The organism is Chlorogloeopsis fritschii PCC 6912 (assembly GCF_000317285.1).
GTDB classification, from domain to species: Bacteria; Cyanobacteriota; Cyanobacteriia; order Cyanobacteriales; family Nostocaceae; genus Chlorogloeopsis; species Chlorogloeopsis fritschii.
On sequence record NZ_AJLN01000116.1, the window covers coordinates 395,696 to 413,464 of the forward strand.

A 17,769-nucleotide genomic window follows, 5' to 3' on the forward strand; every position below is an offset into this window, starting at 1 on the left:
TACTAAATTAGCTGTGATATCATTTCACAAAAAGTCTGATATAAATAACAGACCGTGTAGAGACGCGATAGATGAGGCAGCGCGTTGCGGGGGTTCCCCCCGTTGTAGCGACTGCCGTCGCGTCTCTACAAAAATTTATGTGTATTGTGATTAACGTGAAATGGTATGAGTTGTCCAGATTCCCCTGTTTACACTTTGTTTTTATAGTACAATTGTACTGTAATGGTGAAATCGCCTAAGTCAAAACACTCACTTAGTAGGATGCTTCTTGTTTTTGGACTAGAAGCATCTTTCTATTCACAGACAATTGGTGTAACTACTTGAGTTCTGCTTTTAATAATACAATTGTACTAACTAATTGTAATAGTGGAAGTGGAGCTATGACTTACAGCTACAGCATGGAAGATGCAGTACAGGTAGCCAAGCAAGCCGCTTGTGACATTGAAGCATGGTTGTGGGGTAAGCCAGAAACTATCAATGTTACCAATGTAGAGCATGACCCAGATTACCAACGCACAGATGTTGACTTGGTTTGGACAACGAGAACGGGCGATATCCTGATTGAAGTAAAGGGCGATCGGTGGAACAAAACTCGAAACTTTTTCTTTGAAACCCACAGCAATCTAGAGAAGGGAAACCCCGGTTGCTTTATGTACACAGAAGCGCAGTTTATCTTTTACTACTTCGTCAATACTTGTCAACTGTACCAATTACCGATGCCAAAGACGCGGGAGTGGTTTTTGATTACCATGCGCCGTTTTCAGGAACGTTCGACGATAACACCAGTGGGGAATAGCTATTACACTACTGTAGGGCGACTTGTGCCAGTGACAACGGTGATGTTGGAAGTGCCGGGTGTGAAAATGGAGCAGTTGTAAAAGATAAGTTTTCACAAAGCTTGTTTTCTCTGGCAACTGCCAAGCCCGGTGGGCATTGCCCACCGCAACTTTGACTCTACACTTTAAACTTCTCGGTAATGCGTTTCATTGCCTCTTCTACATTCTCCCGGCTGTTAAATGCGGAAATGCGGAAGTAGCCTTCACCCGCAGCACCAAAGCCAGAACCGGGTGTGCCTACAACATTGCAAGTATGCAGCAATTTATCAAAGAAATCCCAGCTAGAAAGACTATTAGGTGTTTTCACCCAAACGTAAGGAGCATTTACACCACCATATACAGCTAATCCGGCTGCTGTTAGTTGCTCACGGATAATTTTGGCGTTTTCCAGATAAAAGCTAACTAATGCCTTAGTTTGCGCCTGTCCTGCTTCAGAATAAACTGCTTCAGCCCCGCGTTGCACAATATAGGACACGCCATTGAATTTAGTAGATTGGCGGCGATTCCAAAGTTTCCACAACTCGACATCGGAACCATCAGCGGCTTTGGCTGTGAGGTTCTTTGGTACAACCGTTAAGGCGCAGCGAGTTCCGGTAAATCCGGCATTTTTAGAGAAAGAACGAAACTCGATCGCACACTCTCTTGCTCCTTCTATTTCGTAGATGGAGTGCGGAATCGATGGATCGGTAATAAAGGCTTCGTAAGCTGCATCAAAGAAAATAATTGAGTTATTAGCTCTAGCATAGTCTACCCATGCTTTGAGGTGTTCTTTGGTGGCGGTTGCACCAGTGGGGTTATTGGGGAAACACAAGTAAATTAAATCGACTTTCTGCGAGGGAATTGTCGCGGTGAAGTTGTTTTCTGCTGTTATTGGCAGATACACTAAACCCTCAAATTCGCCTTTATCGTTGGCTTCCCCAGTATTTCCCACCATGACATTAGTGTCTACATATACGGGATAAACCGGGTCTGTAACGGCAATGGTATTGTCATGTCCAAAGATTTCTAGAATATTGCCAGTGTCACATTTAGAACCATCAGATACAAATATTTCCGAAGCATCAATTTCGCATCCCCGTGCTTGGAAGTCGTATTTGGCGATTTTCTCCCGCAACCAAGCATAACCTTGCTCTGGGCCGTAGCCTTTAAAAGTAGCGCGATCGCCCATTTCTTCCACAGCTTTAATCATCGCTGTGCGGCAAGCTTCTGGTAGTGGTTCGGTGACATCACCAATCCCCAAGCGGATGATTTTGGCATCTGGATTCGCCTCAGCAAAGGCATTAACTCGTCGCGCAATTTCGGGAAACAGGTAACCTGCTTTGAGCTTCAAGTAGTTGTCGTTAATCGTTGCCATAGTAGATTGTGAAAAACGCCCTAGATAAAACAGCTTACTGCTAATTGATATGGGCGATACCTTTATTGCTTCTACCTTTTTCATACTTCATACTTCATACTTCAGCCTTCTGTTAACTTCCAGTCCTTCAGGTGATTTTAAAACACATACAGTATTAAATGCTGCACATAAAAATTGCATACGTTTGCAGATAGCTTCAAATTCCTCTCCTTTAGCAAGGTCAACTCGTGCATAGCGCAGACGAACTGGTATTAAACGCAACCTACGCAGACCTTTACTATCCACTTCCACAAGAAATACAAAAGACCAGTCATTACGTAGGAGCGGATCTACTGCATAATCATCCAGAAAATCGCCTGTGTCATAAAGAATTAAACCATGCTTATAGTGTTCTATACCCTGGAATAAATGGGCAGAATGACCGTGAAAAATATCTACGCCGCAATCTATAACTGCGTGGGCAAAGCGGCGGAAGTGGGGTGGTGGGGAAGTGACCATATTTGGCCCCCAATGAGCAGAAAGGATTACCAGTCCAGCGCCTGAGCGCCGTAACTGCACTATCCAAGATTCAATCAGTGCTAAGGTTTTAGAGTCAGAGCGGATTGGCAGATAGTTAGTGCCAGGGCGATCGCTTGTTGCTGCAAATTCAGGCTCGTTATCTGTAATTGCAATAATACCTACTTTTAATCCGCCAACATTAATGACGGCTGGAGTTGTTGCCTCTTTGATATTTCTACCTGCCCCAGCATGATGAATTTCGGCAGCATCTAAATAGTGCAACGTATCGAGTAACCCTTGTTCTTCAAAATCCAGCGTGTGATTGTTGGCAAGACTGACAAAACGAATATTGCCAGCATGAAGCACATCTACTGCGGCGGGATCGGCACGAAAGTAGAAGGCTTTTGGCGTTTTGCTCCATTGTTGAGGGTGCTCAGTAATAGCGCATTCCAGATTAGCAATCGCAGCATCTGCTTTCTGTAAAATCGGCAGGACATTACCCCAGAAATCATCAGGCGATCGCCAAGGAATTTCTTCGTTGACTCCTCGACCGAGCATAACATCACCAATAAATGCTAGGGTGACTAACTCTTTCATAGAAATCCATAGCAATCCTAGAAAAATTTAGTAGCTAATGGCTAATCGCTAATGGCTAAACAAGTTAAATCCTCTTTCCTACCTACGGAAGCCGCTACGCGTCTACTGCCTCCTGCCCTCTGCCCTCTGCCTTATCACTTGAGAGATACCGCTTAAACCACCCAGTCGCCAATCGCGCTACTTCCTCTAATTTTCCTGGTTCTTCAAATAGGTGAGTTGCACCAGGAACAATCTCCAGTTCTTTGTCAACACGTAGTAATGCCAGTGCATCCTGATTCATGCGAATCACTGGAGTATCGTACCCGCCAACAATCAGGAGTGTTGGTGCTTTAACACGACCTAATGCCGAACCAGCCAAATCCGGGCGTCCGCCACGAGAGACTATTGCTCCTACAGCTTGCGGACATTCTGTGGCTGCTAGCAATGCAGCCGCTGCTCCAGTACTGGCTCCAAAGTAACCAACCCTGAGATGAGTTGTGTCTGGGTTTTGGACAAGCCAATCTGTTGTGTCAACTAACCGCGATGCCAAAAGACCAATATCGAAGCGCAGGTGTCTTGTCCGCAAATCCACTGCTTCTTCTTGAGATGTTAGTAAATCAATTAACAAAGTTGCTAACCCGTGAGATTGCAGTACATCTGCAACATATTGATTGCGAGGACTGTGGCGACTGCTACCACTACCATGAGCAAATAATACAATTCCTTGGGCATTCTCAGGTATGACTAGATTGCCCTCTAGCTTGACCGAACCTGTTGTAATTAAAACTAGGTTCTGTTGAGCTTTCCGTTCTGATGTCTTATTCATATAAGTTCGGTCTCCCTTTAAGCAATAAAAAATTAAAAATTTAAAAAATTAATTGATAACTAACACAGAACAAAATCCAATCAATTCGTCAAACTAAGTGCCATAGCTAGCAAATACACTTCTCCTGTAAGATATACTTGCTAATTTTTTCCAGTCCGGTCGTTTGAACACCATTCCAAGTTGTTAGTATGGGCGAGTGGTTTGGGGATTTTGCCTGTACGCAGCCATTCATCCATTTCTGGTGGAGATTGGACACACTGGAGTCGCGATCGCAATTCTTCTCCCTCCAAAACTTCTTTTTGTAATAGGATTTGGGCTGTTTCTTCCAACAATGCCCGATTCTTGTCTAAAATTTTTAGGGCTATATAGTGTGCCCGATCAACAATTTCCTTGACTTCTTGGTCAATTTGCTCGGCAACTTTCTGGCTAACTGTGCGCCGAGGATTGGTAAACCCTTCTAAAAACTCTTGTTTAATCTGCTCGAAAGCAATAGGGCCAAGAGTATTACTCATACCATAAAGCGTGACAAACCGCTCTGCTAAATCGGTTGCTTTTTGAATATCATCACTAGCACCCGTGGAAACTTTATTGAGAATCAACTCCTCTGCTGCACGTCCGCCCAATAGCGTGACAATTCGCCCGCGAATTTCGTCTTCTGTCATCAAAAATCGGTCTTCCTCTGGTAGTTGCAGCGTATAACCCAAAGCACCTACACCACGAGGCACAACCGAAATTTTTTCCACGCTGCCAGTTCCAGGCACCAGCGTTCCAATCAGTGCGTGTCCAACTTCATGATAGGCAACGGTTTTTTTCTCACTGTCATTGAGAATGCGGGATTTTTTCTCCAACCCTGTTAAAACTCGCTCAATGGCTTCTTGAAAATCAGCCATTGCCACAGTCTGATGGTTGCGGCGAGCTGCTAGTAAAGCTGCTTCATTGACGAGATTAGCCAAATCTGCACCAGCAAACCCTGGAGTTCGAGCCGCTAACTTCGATAAATCCACATCATTTGCTAACTTCACGTTTTTGGCGTGAATTTTGAGAATCGCTTCCCGACCTATTTTATCTGGGCGATCTACCACAACCTGACGGTCGAATCTACCAGGGCGACGCAGGGCTGAATCTAAAACTTCTGGACGGTTGGTAGCAGCCAGGATAATCACGCCTGTGTTGGAATCGAAACCATCCATCTCGGAAAGTAGTTGGTTGAGAGTTTGCTCCCGCTCATCATTACCACTCAAGTGCGGCCCAACGTTAGCGCGGGATTTACCTAAAGCATCAAGTTCATCGATAAAAACTATACAAGGTGCTTGCTGCTTTGCCTGTTCAAACAAATCTCGCACCCGTGCAGCACCAATACCTACAAACAGTTCGATAAACTCAGAACCAGAAATACTAAAGAAAGGAACAACTGCCTCGCCTGCAATGGCTTTTGCTAGTAGGGTTTTACCAGTTCCCGGAGGCCCGATCAATAATACTCCTTTGGGGATTTTTGCACCTAAGCGGGTATATTTATCTGCATTTTTGAGAAAATCAACAATTTCTTGCAGTTCTGTTTTTGCTTCATCGACACCAGCAACATCATCAAATTTCACACCCGTATTGCCTTCCGAGTAAATCCGAGCTTTGCTCTTGCCAACTGTCAGCGCTGCCTGTCCTCCGATTTGGCTGCGGCTCATTAACCATCCCCAAATCGCAAAGAAAATTAACGGTGGCAAAACCCAGCTAAATACGCTTGAAATCCAGCCTGTGCGGCTAGGAGGCAGGGCGGCAAACTCAACATTATGCTCCTGAAGCATCTTTTGTGACGCTAAATCCAGTGGCACTGGTGTGGTAACAAACACCTGTTTAGATTGCGTGTCGGATTGTTTTGTAGTTGGTTCTGGTTTCAGTTCATACTCAATTCGGTTAGCATCAATAACTGCGCGAGCAACTTTACCAGCTTCCACCTGAGAGATAAATTCGCTGTAAGGTACGTGGTTGCGGGCAGGTTGCGCCCACAGAAGCATATTTAAAAATATCAGTAATGACAGCCACAGCAGTACACTACTGCCCATATGTCGGGGTTGTGGTGTTTTGATGTGGCGATCGCCATTATTATCCGCTGGCATATTTGATTGCTCCTTGTAAATGGAAATCGGTTAGTGGATAGTGGTTAGTGATTAAAAACTAACTACCATCAGTTATCAACTACTACCTACTACCTACTAACTTTTGTACGGGCGGGTTTAGAAGACAAATTCTCAGTTTTAACCAAAAGATACTCAACAAAACCCGCCCCTACTAACTACTAACTAAACGAGTGACATCGCATGAACGTGTAAGTCTTGCTGCCAATCTGTGGTGAGGTGATGTTTAAACCACTGACTTGCTAACCTTCCTACTTCTTGAAGTGCTCCTGGCTCGTTAAAGTTGTGAGTTGCCCCTGGAATTATCTCCAGTTGTTTATTTGGAGCAGTAATTAATGCCAAGGCATCTTCATTCATTGCTATGACTGGCAAGTCATTACTTCCTACAATCAACAGTGTTGGAGTTTGCAAGCTGGAAAGAACTTCACAAACTAAGTCAGTTTGACCGCCATATGAGACAATCGCCCCAACTGCCATTGGATGTTCTGCTGCTGCTAGCAATGCCGCACCACTACCAGTTCCATAACCTAAGAAACCAACCTTAAGTTTGTTGGTGTTCGGATTCTCAGCTAGCCAGTTCGTTGCTTTAATTAAGCGTGCAGCTAGGTGTTTAGTATCGCATTGGTAATGCTTGGTTCGCAGATCGATCGCTTCCTCTTCTTTTGTCAGCAAATTGATGGCAATAGTTGCTAGCCCTACCTGACGCAAGATATGGGAGAGATAGCGGTTGCGGGTGCTGTATCTGCCGCTACCGCCACTATGAGCAAACATGACAATTCCCTCAGCAGTTTCAGGGACAACTAGTTCTGCTTCTAAGCAAGTTGAGTCAATCTTGACTGTCACTATTTGCTCTTGTGCGTCCCATATTGATTTTGTATCCATTGGTATTCCCCTCCTGATCGGAGCGTCTAGATGTTGTGAGGGCTTTTGAATTGCTAAAAACTCAGTTCCATTAAACTTGAGAGTCGATCGCTCGCTGCAAATTGTCTTGCTAACAGTTCCCGTACTTCTTCATCAGTTGTTTGCGAGAAGTTTTCATACCAAAGACCGATCGCATACAATGGCTCTGGTGTTGATAGACACACGACCTCTTCTACTTCGGCTCGCAACTCTTGACAGGTAGCGAGGGGTGCGACTGGAACGGCTACAATCATGCGTTGAGGTTGCTGCTGCCGCAGGATGGCAATAGCAGCACGTATAGTCGAAGCCGTAGCAATACCGTCATCGACCAAAATTACAGTGTGATTGCGCACATCTAATGGCGGGCGTTCTCCTCGATAGACGTGATCGCGACGTTGCAATTCTCGCAATTCTTTGGCTGCGACTTCATCTATGGTTTTACTGGAGAGACCCAACCAACTAATCACATCGTAATTAAGTACCCGAATACCACCGGCAGCGATCGCACCCATTGCTAGTTCTTTGTGATGGGGTACACCAAGTTTTCTCACAATACATATATCTAAGGGGGCATGGAGTGCCTGTGCTACTTCAAAAGCTACTGGTACGCCCCCGCGAGGCAAAGCTACAACTAGCACCTCTGGGCGGTTGGCATAAGCTGCAAGTCTTCTCGCTAAAAGCTTTCCTGCTTCAGCGCGATCGTGAAATTTTATAGTCATTATTCTCACCTCCTAGCTGCTGCTTGCCAAACAATTTCACAGTCATAGTTTGTAGCTTTTTTAACTTTAAAGTAGGCAAAACTAACTTTTTCTCTTACTTGCAACTGTTGGGTATCACCATTGAAAAGACTATTTTTGTGAAACTAAACTTCGTCTCCATCAGGTGTTTTAATAAAGCTATAACCTTCTAGGAAGATTAATGCTGTAGTTATTCGGCAGAATGGCGAATTTTTGCTTATATTGCTTCTGATAGAGACATATTGTGAAAGGTGATTTGCTGTGGCAGTTGCATAATCCCTCCTCACTATTAAATATTTATTGCTAATGGGAATGAGTTTTTCAAGGGTTTGACTTCAGATGCTTCCTCTCAGTCACTTTTGCATTCATGCTCTTGCTGAGTTGCAAATAGGCGTGGAGGTATTTGCTGAGTAACAATTTTTTGGCAAAGATTGGATAATTGTTGTTTTTTTATGTCTTTGCTTTTGTAATTTTTGCTTATTTGCTTTAGGGGTTATTATACTCACCTCCCTAGACGAAAAGAGCAAGTGAGCCATAAGTGCGATCGCTCTACTTTAAACCGCTTAACATTTAGGAGTTAAAAATTAGGAATTGGGATATTTTTGAATTTATGAATCTAGGTGACAACAACTCTACTCTTAATTTAGATCATTGCATTAAAAGCCAACAAATGCCACCATTAATATAAAAAATGATATAAAAACAACAGCTTAATTGGGGATTAATCATTAGTCATTTGTCATTAGTCATTGGTTAGTAGGGGAGGCAGCGCGCCCTTGGAGGTTCCCCGGAGCCGGAGCGTCTCCGGCTCCGCTCCGTTGTAGCGACTGCCGTGTGGGTTTATTTAGATATATTCGTAATCATCAGAGAGATTGCGGTTAAAACCCGCCCGTACAGTGGTTAGCAGCTGGTTGTTCTCCTGGTGCCCCTCTGCTCCTGGTGCTCCCCTGCTTGTCTCCTTGCTCTGCTCTTCAAGTATCCCTAGTTATCCTATCTTGGCCTAGAATTAATCATTTCTGTTAATAAATTGGCATGGATAAAAGCAAATATAAGTTGCCGCCTGTAGAGTTGCTGTATAGTTCCCCATCTGTTGTGCTCAATCTCAGTGATAAAAAATTTAAACGAGATTATTTGAATCACCTGCAACAGACAGAATCCATAATACAGATGTTGCAGCAACTAGACGATGAGGTGCAGGTGGTACGAATTGTTCGGTTGGCTTTAGAAGTAGATTTGATTTTGGGGGCAAAGCTAGCAGGAGTAGTTAAACCAGAGTTTCAAGAACAAGCAGTGGGTTTGGTTGCTTCCCTAAAAGTGTCTGAAACTTGTTGGAATTATCTGTTGAGGATAACAGGTTATAAAAGGGCGATCGCATTTCATGAAGATGACTATCCCCAAAACAAAGAAAACTGTGAGCATAGCACCGCAGAAACTTCTGTCTTAGAACCGACGAGCGATAGCGTAACTGTAGATGCTCTTATTGAGGGATTGTTGGATCAAAACTCTGGTGTGCGGCGATCTGCTGCGATTCAATTAGGGCAAATTAACGCACCACAAGCTTTAGATGCTCTAATTCAAGCTGTAGGGGATGAAGATTCGATTGTACGTGCTTGTGCGGTTTGTGCTTTAGGAAATATTGGCGATCCATTGGCAGTAGATGCGCTGATTCAGGTTTTGAACTCAGATGACTCTGATGTTCGTGTTTGTGCTGTTGAGTCATTAGGACAAATTTACCATCCCTCGTCAATCAATGCCCTGATCGAAGCTTTACAGGATCAAGATTTTAATGTTCGCAGTTATGCAGCGATCGCTTTAGGGCAAATTGGTGATGACTCTGTGATTGATAATCTGATTGGGGCGTTGCAAGATGAGAATTTTGAGGTTCGGGAAAACGCTACTGAGTCGTTAGGAAAAATTGGCAACCTCAAGGCGGTGGATGCACTGATTCAGGCTTTAAAAGATGAAATGCCGGAAGTGCGTGGAGGAGCAGCTGGTGCTTTAGGAAAAATTCGAGATCCAAAAGCATTGGATGTGTTGATTCAAGCTTTAGAAGATGAAGATTATGGTGTTCGCATCCGCACTGCCCATGCATTAGGATATATCGGCGATGTTGTGGCTGTACCTGCTCTGATTCATGCTTTGAATTATGGAGGCATCAGCGAAGCGGCTGCCTTTTCATTAGCAAATATTGGCACTCCTTTAGCGGTGGATGCTTTAGTTCAAGCTTGCAACGGTGCACAAGGTAGCTATATTTACTATGATTCTCTTTATGCCATAGCACAAGTAACCAATCCGTTGTCATTAGATATATTAGTTGAAGCTTGTCAACACGAAGACTTTGCTGTGCGTGAAAGTGCAGCAGAGGCTTTAGGAAAAATCGGCGCTCCTCAAGCACTGACTCATCTGTGGGAGATACTAATTACTACACCTGATATTAAATTTAGCTCAGTAGTAGAAGCGATCGCCTCAATTCAACAGCGCTGTGGTTACTATAACTATGCACTCCACAAGTCAAAGAAATCGAAATAAATATTGATACAATGACTATTAAAAATATTTTTAGTTAATAAAAATCGTAATTGAATAAAATGATTATCTTTTGATGAAACTCAGTCTATTGATGTACTACCAAAGTAACAGAAACAAATACTACAATTGACAGTCCCTAATAATTGATATGCAAAGATAGCATATAAGTATATAGCTTAGTGGAGGTGAGGGAATATGGTGAAGCCATCCGAGCCAGTTCTCCACGAAGAACCCCGTAATCAGAGAGCTGCTGTTATTCCTCTCAAGCATGAAGAATCATTTCTCGAATGGTTGAGAAATAGAGGCCGATTAATATCACGTGGTACGGAAGAATACTACGATTATGATGATGAGGAAGAAGAAGAATTAAGCTCAATCATGAGTAATACTACTTATGATTATGAGGAACAGGAAACTGAAGAACTGGATTTAGAAGAATGATATCGAGTTCGCTTGGAAACTTATCATTGAAACTGATGCGGAGAGTTTTTAATGATAAGTAATTAAATGAATTTGAAATAAATTCTTCTAGTAACAATGAAAAAGTGTTGGCAGTTGTCTAACTAGGAGAACCAGCCTGGAGGCGAAGCCTCCAAACCCTCGTTACCAGGTTCAAGCTGGTAACGAGAATTAGAGTATTTTGGCTCTTTTTGATTTTGTAGGGTGGGCACTGTCCATAACGTAAAATAAGGGTTTGAGGAAAGTTAGGCAGTGCCCACCTTTATTGAGAGTGGTGCAAGTTTCAGAGAAGCTACCCTACTCAGCACGGGTTTTAGACTATTTTGCACCGGCAACTAGTCTAAGTTAATTTTACCGTTGATTCTGCCTAAGCCTCTGTAATTCCAATCTTTGCTGTTTTATCATTTCTTGTTCTTGAGGTGTTAGGGGATTGAAATCAGCCTCAAAATTACCTTTAGGGCATCGGATTTCAACCCCCAAGTTATCCCCCGTTTCTGCATCCACAATACTATTAACTTGGGCGTTAGCTTTGCATCTGGCACTATCAAAGCCTATACCTTTGGCATAAACTTTCCGCACAACCCACACCTGACGATTTACATCAATGTTGTTGTTTTTCTCGTTGCGAAAATGTGCTTTTTCTGCTTCTCCCCAAAGCATTAATTTAGCTTCTACAAGTTTCGCCCCACTAGTAAGCTTCCCTATCGCCCTTTCCTGACTGATTAACTGTCCCGGTGGGATACTTTTGTTATCTTGATATCTAGCTGGTTTTGGTGGTCTAACATCATTAGGATCTGTGGGTAATTCTTCCTGTGAAGAAGGTTGAGAATGGGCTTGAGAATTTACAAGTGTGAATACCCCTACCCCGGAAATAACTAGGGCAACTAACACTAAAGCTTTTGTTACAAATTTCATGTGTTTAATCCTTTGGTTTTGTCAGTTAGTTATGGGTGATGGTCACTCTATTGTTAGTTGCGTCGTATGTTGAGTTTATAGCTCTATAGATGTATCTGTCTTGGTCACTAATAGCGGCAGAAACTACATTTGCCCATGACACATTACTAGGCTTTAAATACTGCCATAAATCGGCATAAGTTCCCGAAGTGAATAAGTTTGTATTATCTTTTGACTCTATACCTACCTCAATGGCTATCGCGTCGTTATACCCAGTATTGTCAATCGTTAGGGCTTGGTAGCCGTTAACATAGACCTTCCATTGGTAGTCGATCCCTGATTGTTTAATCTGGTAAGTTGCGTTACCCACTGGATCAATAGTGCTATAAGGAGTTGCACGATAAACGATCATGCCTTGATCCCATTCAAATATTGCTCTACCAATGTAATGTCCACGCCAGCAGATCTCAGCCGGGTTAGGATCAGAACTACTTACAGTTAAATCTTGTAGTTGTAAACCTCTTTTAGATCCTGCTTCAATCCATTCTGCTGTAGATGGGTTTAGATCAAAAGCGACCCACATCACCTTATTGATGGATGCATTTTGAGTTGAAGTATTACAAGTATTTTCTAAATGACTTTGACCAGCAACCATACGGATATTACCGCCAAGGTTAATCCCTGAAAACCTCTGAACTCCATAAGCATGAGGGTTAAGAGGTGCAGAAACAGCAGGCATAATAGACCACCCTAGAGTAGCTAAAGCAGCTAATGCAGAAAAAATTTTGTATTTCATCTTGGTAATTTTCCAAGTAGTTTAATATACAAGTTTTATTTTTTTTTTTTATGTTTGTCACGTTAAAAATATAAAAATAAACATTTAAGCAAGTACTCACATTAAATTATGCATTTATTACTAATTCTCTATAATCTCGCAACAGATAAATCTCTGCGTCTGGTGTGTTACCCGTCATAATCTGCGGCCGTCTTTTGGTAAGTCAGTCAACATAAATAAACTCAAAACACAGATCCCCGACTTCTCAACAGAAGTCGGGGATCTTACAGAGTGTAGTTGATAGAATTCTCACCTCAATCTACACAAGTTTTAGCTCAGGATATTGCGCCAGTATATCATCGGTTGTAAGCACATCGCCTTCAGCTTGGGGAGTCCATAGCAGTTCAATCGCCAAAAGTTTTTCGCTGGGGATACTACCGATTTGACGTAAGGCTTGACGCAAGTCATCAGCGCTGTTAACTTGAGGAATCTCAAATTTGCCCAGAGTTGCCGCCAGTAAAGTCACTATAATGTATTCTCCTGGCCCCTCGGTAATTAGACGGGTTGGATTGTCTAGTTCACCAGTAGACGGTAAAGCGCCTTTGGGATTAGCTGCTTTGAGCTGGTTGTTAACGTTAGATAAAGTTTCTTCGGTGAATTTGCTGCGTTCTGCCAATGCCAAACGGTTAAATACACCTTCAGCTGCATTCAAACGTGCTTGTTGCGTGCCACCACCTGCATATACCCAGTATTCTGGATGGCGGAGTAAAGCTAGGCTGGCTTCTTGCAATACTTCGGCTCTACCTTCTGGGGAGTTGGTATCAGCAGTTTCAGCAATGCGGTTGAGTTCGGGTTGCAAATCGCGAGCTTGAGCTAATAAGCCGACTTGCAAACGTGCAATTGAAACAGGAGGATTACTGCTGTAGCTGACTTCGTCGTAGCCACCTTCATAGCCTCCACTAGTTGCACGACGGAAAGCTTGGACTAAAAAGCCAGCGATCGCCAGAAAAATTAGCAAGCTAAATAATCCACCACCGAAACCAAAAATCGGCACAACAAAGGGGAATCCCCATCCACCACCTGGATAAACAGGATAGGGCGCTGGATAGTATCCTCCACCAGGAGGTGCGTAAGTTCGGGGTGACGAGTAGGGGCGGCTACTGGGCGCTCTGAATGAACCACCACCAATCCTACCTCCACTACGGGCTGCTAGTGCTCCATCGGCTTGACTTAGCACCAGTGCGAACACCGCGACCAGAACAAACAGAGATTTTAAAAGCGGTTTGATGGTTTGTTGTAGTTTTTTACGCATAATACAGTTGTTTGAGAAACGGTATTTGGTTATGATTTTCTCACTAGGGTGGGATGTTTTTGTTTAGTCAGTGACGCCAGTCCATTGCCCGGAGCGAGTTTCCATTAGTAGTAGCTATCATCACAGGCTACATCTTCAATGTACCGTTTCCAACCCGACATCAACAGCTATCTTTAGAGGGTATTCCGATCGCGATAACCGTACTTGTAATTTTTTTGTTCTAAAAGGGGACGTTTGAAGAGGACAAGGGGCAGGGGAGACAAGGAGTTGAGGGAGTTGAGATAGGTAAGAGTAAATTCTCCCCCATCTCCCCCATCTCTTCCTCTTCTCCCAACACCCACTCACCAATCCCTAATCCCCAATAAAGTTGCCATTTTGGCAAGACATTTTGGCTTTATTCAGCTATTGTGTTGATGACCAAAAAGAATACCCGATAATTTTTCATATTTAGAAAAATTCTTAACTTAATTAAAAATTAGCCATTATACAATTATTTTTTAATTGCTACGTAGGCTGCGATCGCAGTACTAAATACTGAGTCTTAACAAATAGCTGTTAAATAATATTAAGAAATTAAAATGAATGCAAAAAAATCTATATAAATATAGAATTTTTATACATATCTGCCTATAAACAGATGCATATGAAAGTTTTGAAGATAAATTATAAAAGACTGAAAAATTAAAACTAAATTGTATTTTATTGACCTAAAAAAATTCTATTTGTTGTTTTTGCTAAGTGTCTATAAGCATAAATAAATATCTAGTTTTATTGAGAAAATTGCTTTGAGGTAGCTTATCCTCAAAATATATATAGCGATAAAATTAGAGATGCAAGATAAAAATTACTATAGTAGTTTTTCTAAAAATAGTGTTGCTTAGGCTAGTAACTAGAAGAGAGATTTTCATTAATTCGTGGTGTAAGTAAATCATATCGATATCTGATTAAAGGAGAGTATAATTTTCTTTTTTCTTTCCTAAATTACACGGTTATAAAATCTTGAATTAAAAAAATAATTTGCGTTTTTCTGCTATTTTAAAATTTCCATTATCCAGTTCCCGATGAAACAAATTTCACAAACGGTAGCAACAATTAGAGATACGGCTGCATCTCCAGATATCTTAGTCATGTCTCGTACTTTTTTACCAACAGAGGGTGGGTTCGAGGAATATATATACAATCGCTGTCTTCAAGAACGGGAAAAAGTAATTGTGCTCGCGGCTAGTTGTGTAGGAGATAGAGCATTTGATCGAACACAACAATTTCCCATATATCGCTGGCAAATTCCTAAATTTTGGTATGGTGGTTTGAAGGGAATTTTCATAGCGCCGTTGCTCAATTGGGTATACACATTTCTATTAGCAATTAAACTCTATTTTCGCTATCACTACCGTTATATAGAGTGGACATACGGCTGTGATTTTATTTCTTTATTGGTTTTGAGTTATCTTTTACCTATTCGCTTTTTTATCTATTTAAACGGTAATGAAATTCTGCGTAATTTTCGCAATCCCATCGGGCGATCGCTATTTGCATTCACCCTACAACGCGCTACAGGCATTGTTTGTCACAGTTCTTTGACTCGTGATTTTGTTACCACCAATTTTCAATTTAATACTCCTACCCATGTCATTCACCCGGTAGTAAGAAGAGAAAAATTTGACATTGAAAATCCCGCAAGTATTGAAGATTTACGCCTGCGGGTGCGAAACAGCTACAATATCCCAGAATCCGCCGTGGTAATACTTTCGGTAGGAACACTTCATAAGTATCAAGGCTGCAACTTAGTGATTGATAATTTGCCACCACTGTTGACTTTGGGGCTAGATGTCCACTATATAATTTGTGGACAAGGGCCTTTTGAGCAACAGCTTCGCTCTCAAGTTCAGCGTTTGCGTTTAGAGCGGTGGGTACACTTTAGCGGACATATATCTAACAATAAGTTAGCTGGCTACTATGCAGCTTGTGACCTTTTTGCTATGCTAACTTTAAGCGATCGCAAGACTGCTAGTATTGAAGGTTTTAGTATTGCCCACTTGGAAGCGGGTTACTTTGGCAAGCCAGTAATTGCCTCTTGCTTGGGCAGTGCAACAGATAGCATCCGCCACGGAGAAAATGGCATACTGGTGAATCCTAATTCTGGTAACGAGATGTTGGCAGCATTTAGGCAACTTTGTGAAGACAGGCAATGGCGCGAGCAATTAGGGCGCAAGGGAAGAGTAATTGCCAACAAAAGAAGTTTGCACCGATGGCTTCACATCCGTGAGTCTCGCTATTCTTGTTTATTGACTTAACCGCCACCAACAATGGTGACTATTTCCAAGCGATCGCCTTGCTGCACCTGGGTATCTTGCCAAAACTGGCGGTGAAGAATTTCACCGTTATACTCTACTGCTACCAGACGGGGATTAAACCCCAAATGTTGAAGTAAATCAGGTAAAGGAGTCTGAGATGGGCAGCTACGAGTTTCCCCATTTACCTGAAGGGTAATTTGATTAGACATAGGACTTTTCAGGAGATGGTTGAATGCGGTTTAGCTGCGATAGAAAATATTGTGTTACCAAAGTAGGTTGTTCGGCTTGCATGATACTGCGTACCACTGCTACACGTTGTGCCCCAGCATCAATTACATCATTGATGTTGTTTGGATCTATACCCCCAATGGCAAACCAAGGTATGGAACAATGTTTGGCAGCATAATTGACATATTCCAAGCCAGCTGCTGGCTTGCCAATTTTTGTAGGAGTTTCATAAACTGGCCCTACGCCTATATAATCGGCACCTTCAGCAATTGCCCGTTGCATTTCATCCGAATTTGTGGTAGAACGACCTATCAAACGATGAGGCCCTAGTAACTGTCGGGCAATGGCAATGGGCATATCCTGTTGTCCCAAGTGTACCCCATCAGCATCTACCGCTAAAGCTAAATCCACCCGGTCATTGATGATGAAAATTGCATTATAACTATGGCATAATTGCCGCAATTTCTCGGCTAGTGCAATCCGGGTAGCATCATCAGCATTTTTATCGCGATACTGTACTAGCGTTAACCCTCCTTTAAGGGCAGCTTCGACAGTTTCCAGTAAATTTTCTGTTGGGGAGGTGACAAGATAAAGACGCGATCGCAATAGTAATTGATGCCGCTGATAACCCATTAAATTACTTTCTAGGGTATAAACCCGATATCGCATCTGCTTAAAAGCTTTACCCATGTTTGGGCGATAAAGCTTACCGTACTCTTCTAGCACTCGCAAGGCTTCTTCCACTCGACAGAAGTTAGCTTGCAGCAACGATTTTATGCTTGCTCGCTGCTCTTCCTGAGGATGGGTTAATTCAGTACCAGCATCGCCTGGTGTATCACGCGCCGCCCGCAATTCGGCTGTATGCCAGCTTGCTACCTCTTGCCGCATTCGCTTGCATTCCCCAGCCAGCTGGGAACTATTCAAGCCAAAGCGACACCATTCTTCGATAATTCGCAAGCCTTCCCGCACCCGATCTAAGTTTGCGTCTAAGATGCGGTAAACAACTTGTTGGATTTGCTCTCTTTGGCTGTATGGCTCGACCATTACAACAACCCCATTAGTGCTTTCATCGTAACAGTCAGCCTGTTTCATATTCTCAATATTTTTTGCATCTCTACGATTTTTTTACTAAGAATTTAAAGAGCAGGGATTGTAGAATATTTTCACTCTAGTCCCTGGCACTTCATTAAAACACTTTGTATCAAAAATAGCTACCATTACGGTAACTAAGCAGTATTATCGACATTTTTGCAAAAGAAAGAGTATAAAAAATGCTAGTTTGTTATAGGGAGTGCAGCAAAAGTGATTGACCTCCATTTTTTTTCTAAGTCTTGCTGGCAGGATATCGGATGCACACACAGAGTTACTCAAAAGCGCAAAAGATATTTTTGTCTTTTAGTAGCAATTCCTCATGTGTCGCGT

15 protein-coding genes are annotated in these 17,769 nt (G+C 42.6%); 4 read left to right on the plus strand and 11 right to left on the minus strand.

The features are described from left to right. Positions 1-380: 380 nt before the first annotated feature. Positions 381-878, plus strand: coding sequence for a hypothetical protein (locus UYC_RS0125680; protein WP_016874428.1), 498 nt, complete (start codon positions 381-383; stop codon positions 876-878). Between the two features lie 76 nt (positions 879-954). Here the strand turns inward: UYC_RS0125680 and UYC_RS0125685 are convergent, their stop codons facing one another. The 6 genes from UYC_RS0125685 to UYC_RS0125710 form a co-directional block, all read right to left on the minus strand. After that, positions 955-2,190, minus strand: a complete 1,236-nt coding sequence (locus UYC_RS0125685) for an LL-diaminopimelate aminotransferase (RefSeq protein ID WP_026087446.1) — start codon at positions 2,188-2,190, stop codon at positions 955-957. A gap of 87 nt (positions 2,191-2,277) precedes the next feature. After that, positions 2,278-3,285, minus strand: a complete 1,008-nt coding sequence (locus UYC_RS0125690) for a CapA family protein (protein WP_016874426.1) — start codon at positions 3,283-3,285, stop codon at positions 2,278-2,280. Between the two features lie 94 nt (positions 3,286-3,379). Beyond that, the gene (locus UYC_RS0125695; RefSeq protein ID WP_016874425.1) at positions 3,380-4,090 is read right to left on the minus strand and encodes a dienelactone hydrolase family protein; all 711 of its coding nucleotides are present in this window, start codon (positions 4,088-4,090) and stop codon (positions 3,380-3,382) included. A gap of 140 nt (positions 4,091-4,230) precedes the next feature. Next, positions 4,231-6,201 (minus strand): ATP-dependent zinc metalloprotease FtsH, encoded by a 1,971-nt coding sequence (gene ftsH / locus UYC_RS0125700; RefSeq protein WP_016874424.1) that lies wholly within the window; start codon positions 6,199-6,201, stop codon positions 4,231-4,233. Between the two features lie 183 nt (positions 6,202-6,384). Further along, positions 6,385-7,101, minus strand: coding sequence for a dienelactone hydrolase family protein (locus tag UYC_RS0125705; RefSeq protein ID WP_016874423.1), 717 nt, complete (start codon positions 7,099-7,101; stop codon positions 6,385-6,387). 53 nt (positions 7,102-7,154) lie between these two features. Then, positions 7,155-7,838, minus strand: a complete 684-nt coding sequence (locus UYC_RS0125710; protein WP_016874422.1) for a phosphoribosyltransferase — start codon at positions 7,836-7,838, stop codon at positions 7,155-7,157. Between the two features lie 1,050 nt (positions 7,839-8,888). On the opposite strand from UYC_RS0125710, the gene UYC_RS0125715 reads away from it, so the two are divergent. Continuing rightward, on the plus strand, positions 8,889-10,385 hold the full coding sequence (locus tag UYC_RS0125715) for a HEAT repeat domain-containing protein (protein WP_016874421.1): 1,497 nt from the start codon (positions 8,889-8,891) through the stop codon (positions 10,383-10,385). 195 nt (positions 10,386-10,580) lie between these two features. Further along, positions 10,581-10,826 (plus strand): DUF3134 family protein, encoded by a 246-nt coding sequence (locus tag UYC_RS0125720; RefSeq protein ID WP_016874420.1) that lies wholly within the window; start codon positions 10,581-10,583, stop codon positions 10,824-10,826. Between the two features lie 369 nt (positions 10,827-11,195). On the opposite strand, the gene UYC_RS0125725 is transcribed toward UYC_RS0125720, so the two are convergent. From UYC_RS0125725 to UYC_RS0125735, 3 genes are all read right to left on the minus strand, one after another. Continuing rightward, the gene (locus tag UYC_RS0125725; RefSeq protein WP_016874419.1) at positions 11,196-11,759 is read right to left on the minus strand and encodes a hypothetical protein; all 564 of its coding nucleotides are present in this window, start codon (positions 11,757-11,759) and stop codon (positions 11,196-11,198) included. Positions 11,760-11,784: 25 nt separating this feature from the next. Then, complete coding sequence (locus UYC_RS0125730) at positions 11,785-12,534, minus strand: hypothetical protein (protein ID WP_016874418.1); 750 nt, start codon at positions 12,532-12,534, stop codon at positions 11,785-11,787. A gap of 298 nt (positions 12,535-12,832) precedes the next feature. Then, positions 12,833-13,825, minus strand: a complete 993-nt coding sequence (locus tag UYC_RS0125735; RefSeq protein WP_016874417.1) for a DUF1517 domain-containing protein — start codon at positions 13,823-13,825, stop codon at positions 12,833-12,835. Between the two features lie 1,061 nt (positions 13,826-14,886). On the opposite strand from UYC_RS0125735, the gene UYC_RS0125740 reads away from it, so the two are divergent. Then, positions 14,887-16,119, plus strand: coding sequence for a glycosyltransferase family 4 protein (locus UYC_RS0125740; protein ID WP_016874416.1), 1,233 nt, complete (start codon positions 14,887-14,889; stop codon positions 16,117-16,119). On the opposite strand, the gene thiS is transcribed toward UYC_RS0125740, so the two are convergent. Continuing rightward, positions 16,116-16,328 (minus strand): sulfur carrier protein ThiS, encoded by a 213-nt coding sequence (gene thiS, locus UYC_RS0125745; RefSeq protein ID WP_016874415.1) that lies wholly within the window; start codon positions 16,326-16,328, stop codon positions 16,116-16,118. The two genes, UYC_RS0125740 and thiS, sit on opposite strands and share 4 nt — an antisense overlap. Next, positions 16,321-17,439 carry a thiamine phosphate synthase gene (locus UYC_RS0125750; protein WP_016874414.1) on the minus strand — a complete coding sequence of 373 codons (1,119 nt, stop codon included), beginning with the start codon at positions 17,437-17,439 and terminating at the stop codon, positions 16,321-16,323. Before UYC_RS0125750 ends, thiS begins: the two co-directional genes overlap by 8 nt. Positions 17,440-17,769 lie beyond the last annotated feature (330 nt).

Coding starts and splice junctions, on each gene's coding strand:
- UYC_RS0125720 (WP_016874420.1), top strand. CDS start 10,581: ATGGTGAAGCCATCCGAGCCAGTTCTCCACGAAGAACCCCGTAATCAG.
- UYC_RS0125750 (WP_016874414.1), bottom strand. CDS start 17,439: ATGAAACAGGCTGACTGTTACGATGAAAGCACTAATGGGGTTGTTGTA.
- UYC_RS0125685 (WP_026087446.1), bottom strand. CDS start 2,190: ATGGCAACGATTAACGACAACTACTTGAAGCTCAAAGCAGGTTACCTG.
- UYC_RS0125715 (WP_016874421.1), top strand. CDS start 8,889: ATGGATAAAAGCAAATATAAGTTGCCGCCTGTAGAGTTGCTGTATAGT.
- UYC_RS0125705 (WP_016874423.1), bottom strand. CDS start 7,101: ATGGATACAAAATCAATATGGGACGCACAAGAGCAAATAGTGACAGTC.
- UYC_RS0125740 (WP_016874416.1), top strand. CDS start 14,887: ATGAAACAAATTTCACAAACGGTAGCAACAATTAGAGATACGGCTGCA.
- ftsH (WP_016874424.1), bottom strand. CDS start 6,201: ATGCCAGCGGATAATAATGGCGATCGCCACATCAAAACACCACAACCC.
- UYC_RS0125730 (WP_016874418.1), bottom strand. CDS start 12,534: ATGAAATACAAAATTTTTTCTGCATTAGCTGCTTTAGCTACTCTAGGG.
- UYC_RS0125710 (WP_016874422.1), bottom strand. CDS start 7,838: ATGACTATAAAATTTCACGATCGCGCTGAAGCAGGAAAGCTTTTAGCG.
- UYC_RS0125725 (WP_016874419.1), bottom strand. CDS start 11,759: ATGAAATTTGTAACAAAAGCTTTAGTGTTAGTTGCCCTAGTTATTTCC.
- thiS (WP_016874415.1), bottom strand. CDS start 16,328: ATGTCTAATCAAATTACCCTTCAGGTAAATGGGGAAACTCGTAGCTGC.
- UYC_RS0125690 (WP_016874426.1), bottom strand. CDS start 3,285: ATGAAAGAGTTAGTCACCCTAGCATTTATTGGTGATGTTATGCTCGGT.
- UYC_RS0125695 (WP_016874425.1), bottom strand. CDS start 4,090: ATGAATAAGACATCAGAACGGAAAGCTCAACAGAACCTAGTTTTAATT.
- UYC_RS0125735 (WP_016874417.1), bottom strand. CDS start 13,825: ATGCGTAAAAAACTACAACAAACCATCAAACCGCTTTTAAAATCTCTG.
- UYC_RS0125680 (WP_016874428.1), top strand. CDS start 381: ATGACTTACAGCTACAGCATGGAAGATGCAGTACAGGTAGCCAAGCAA.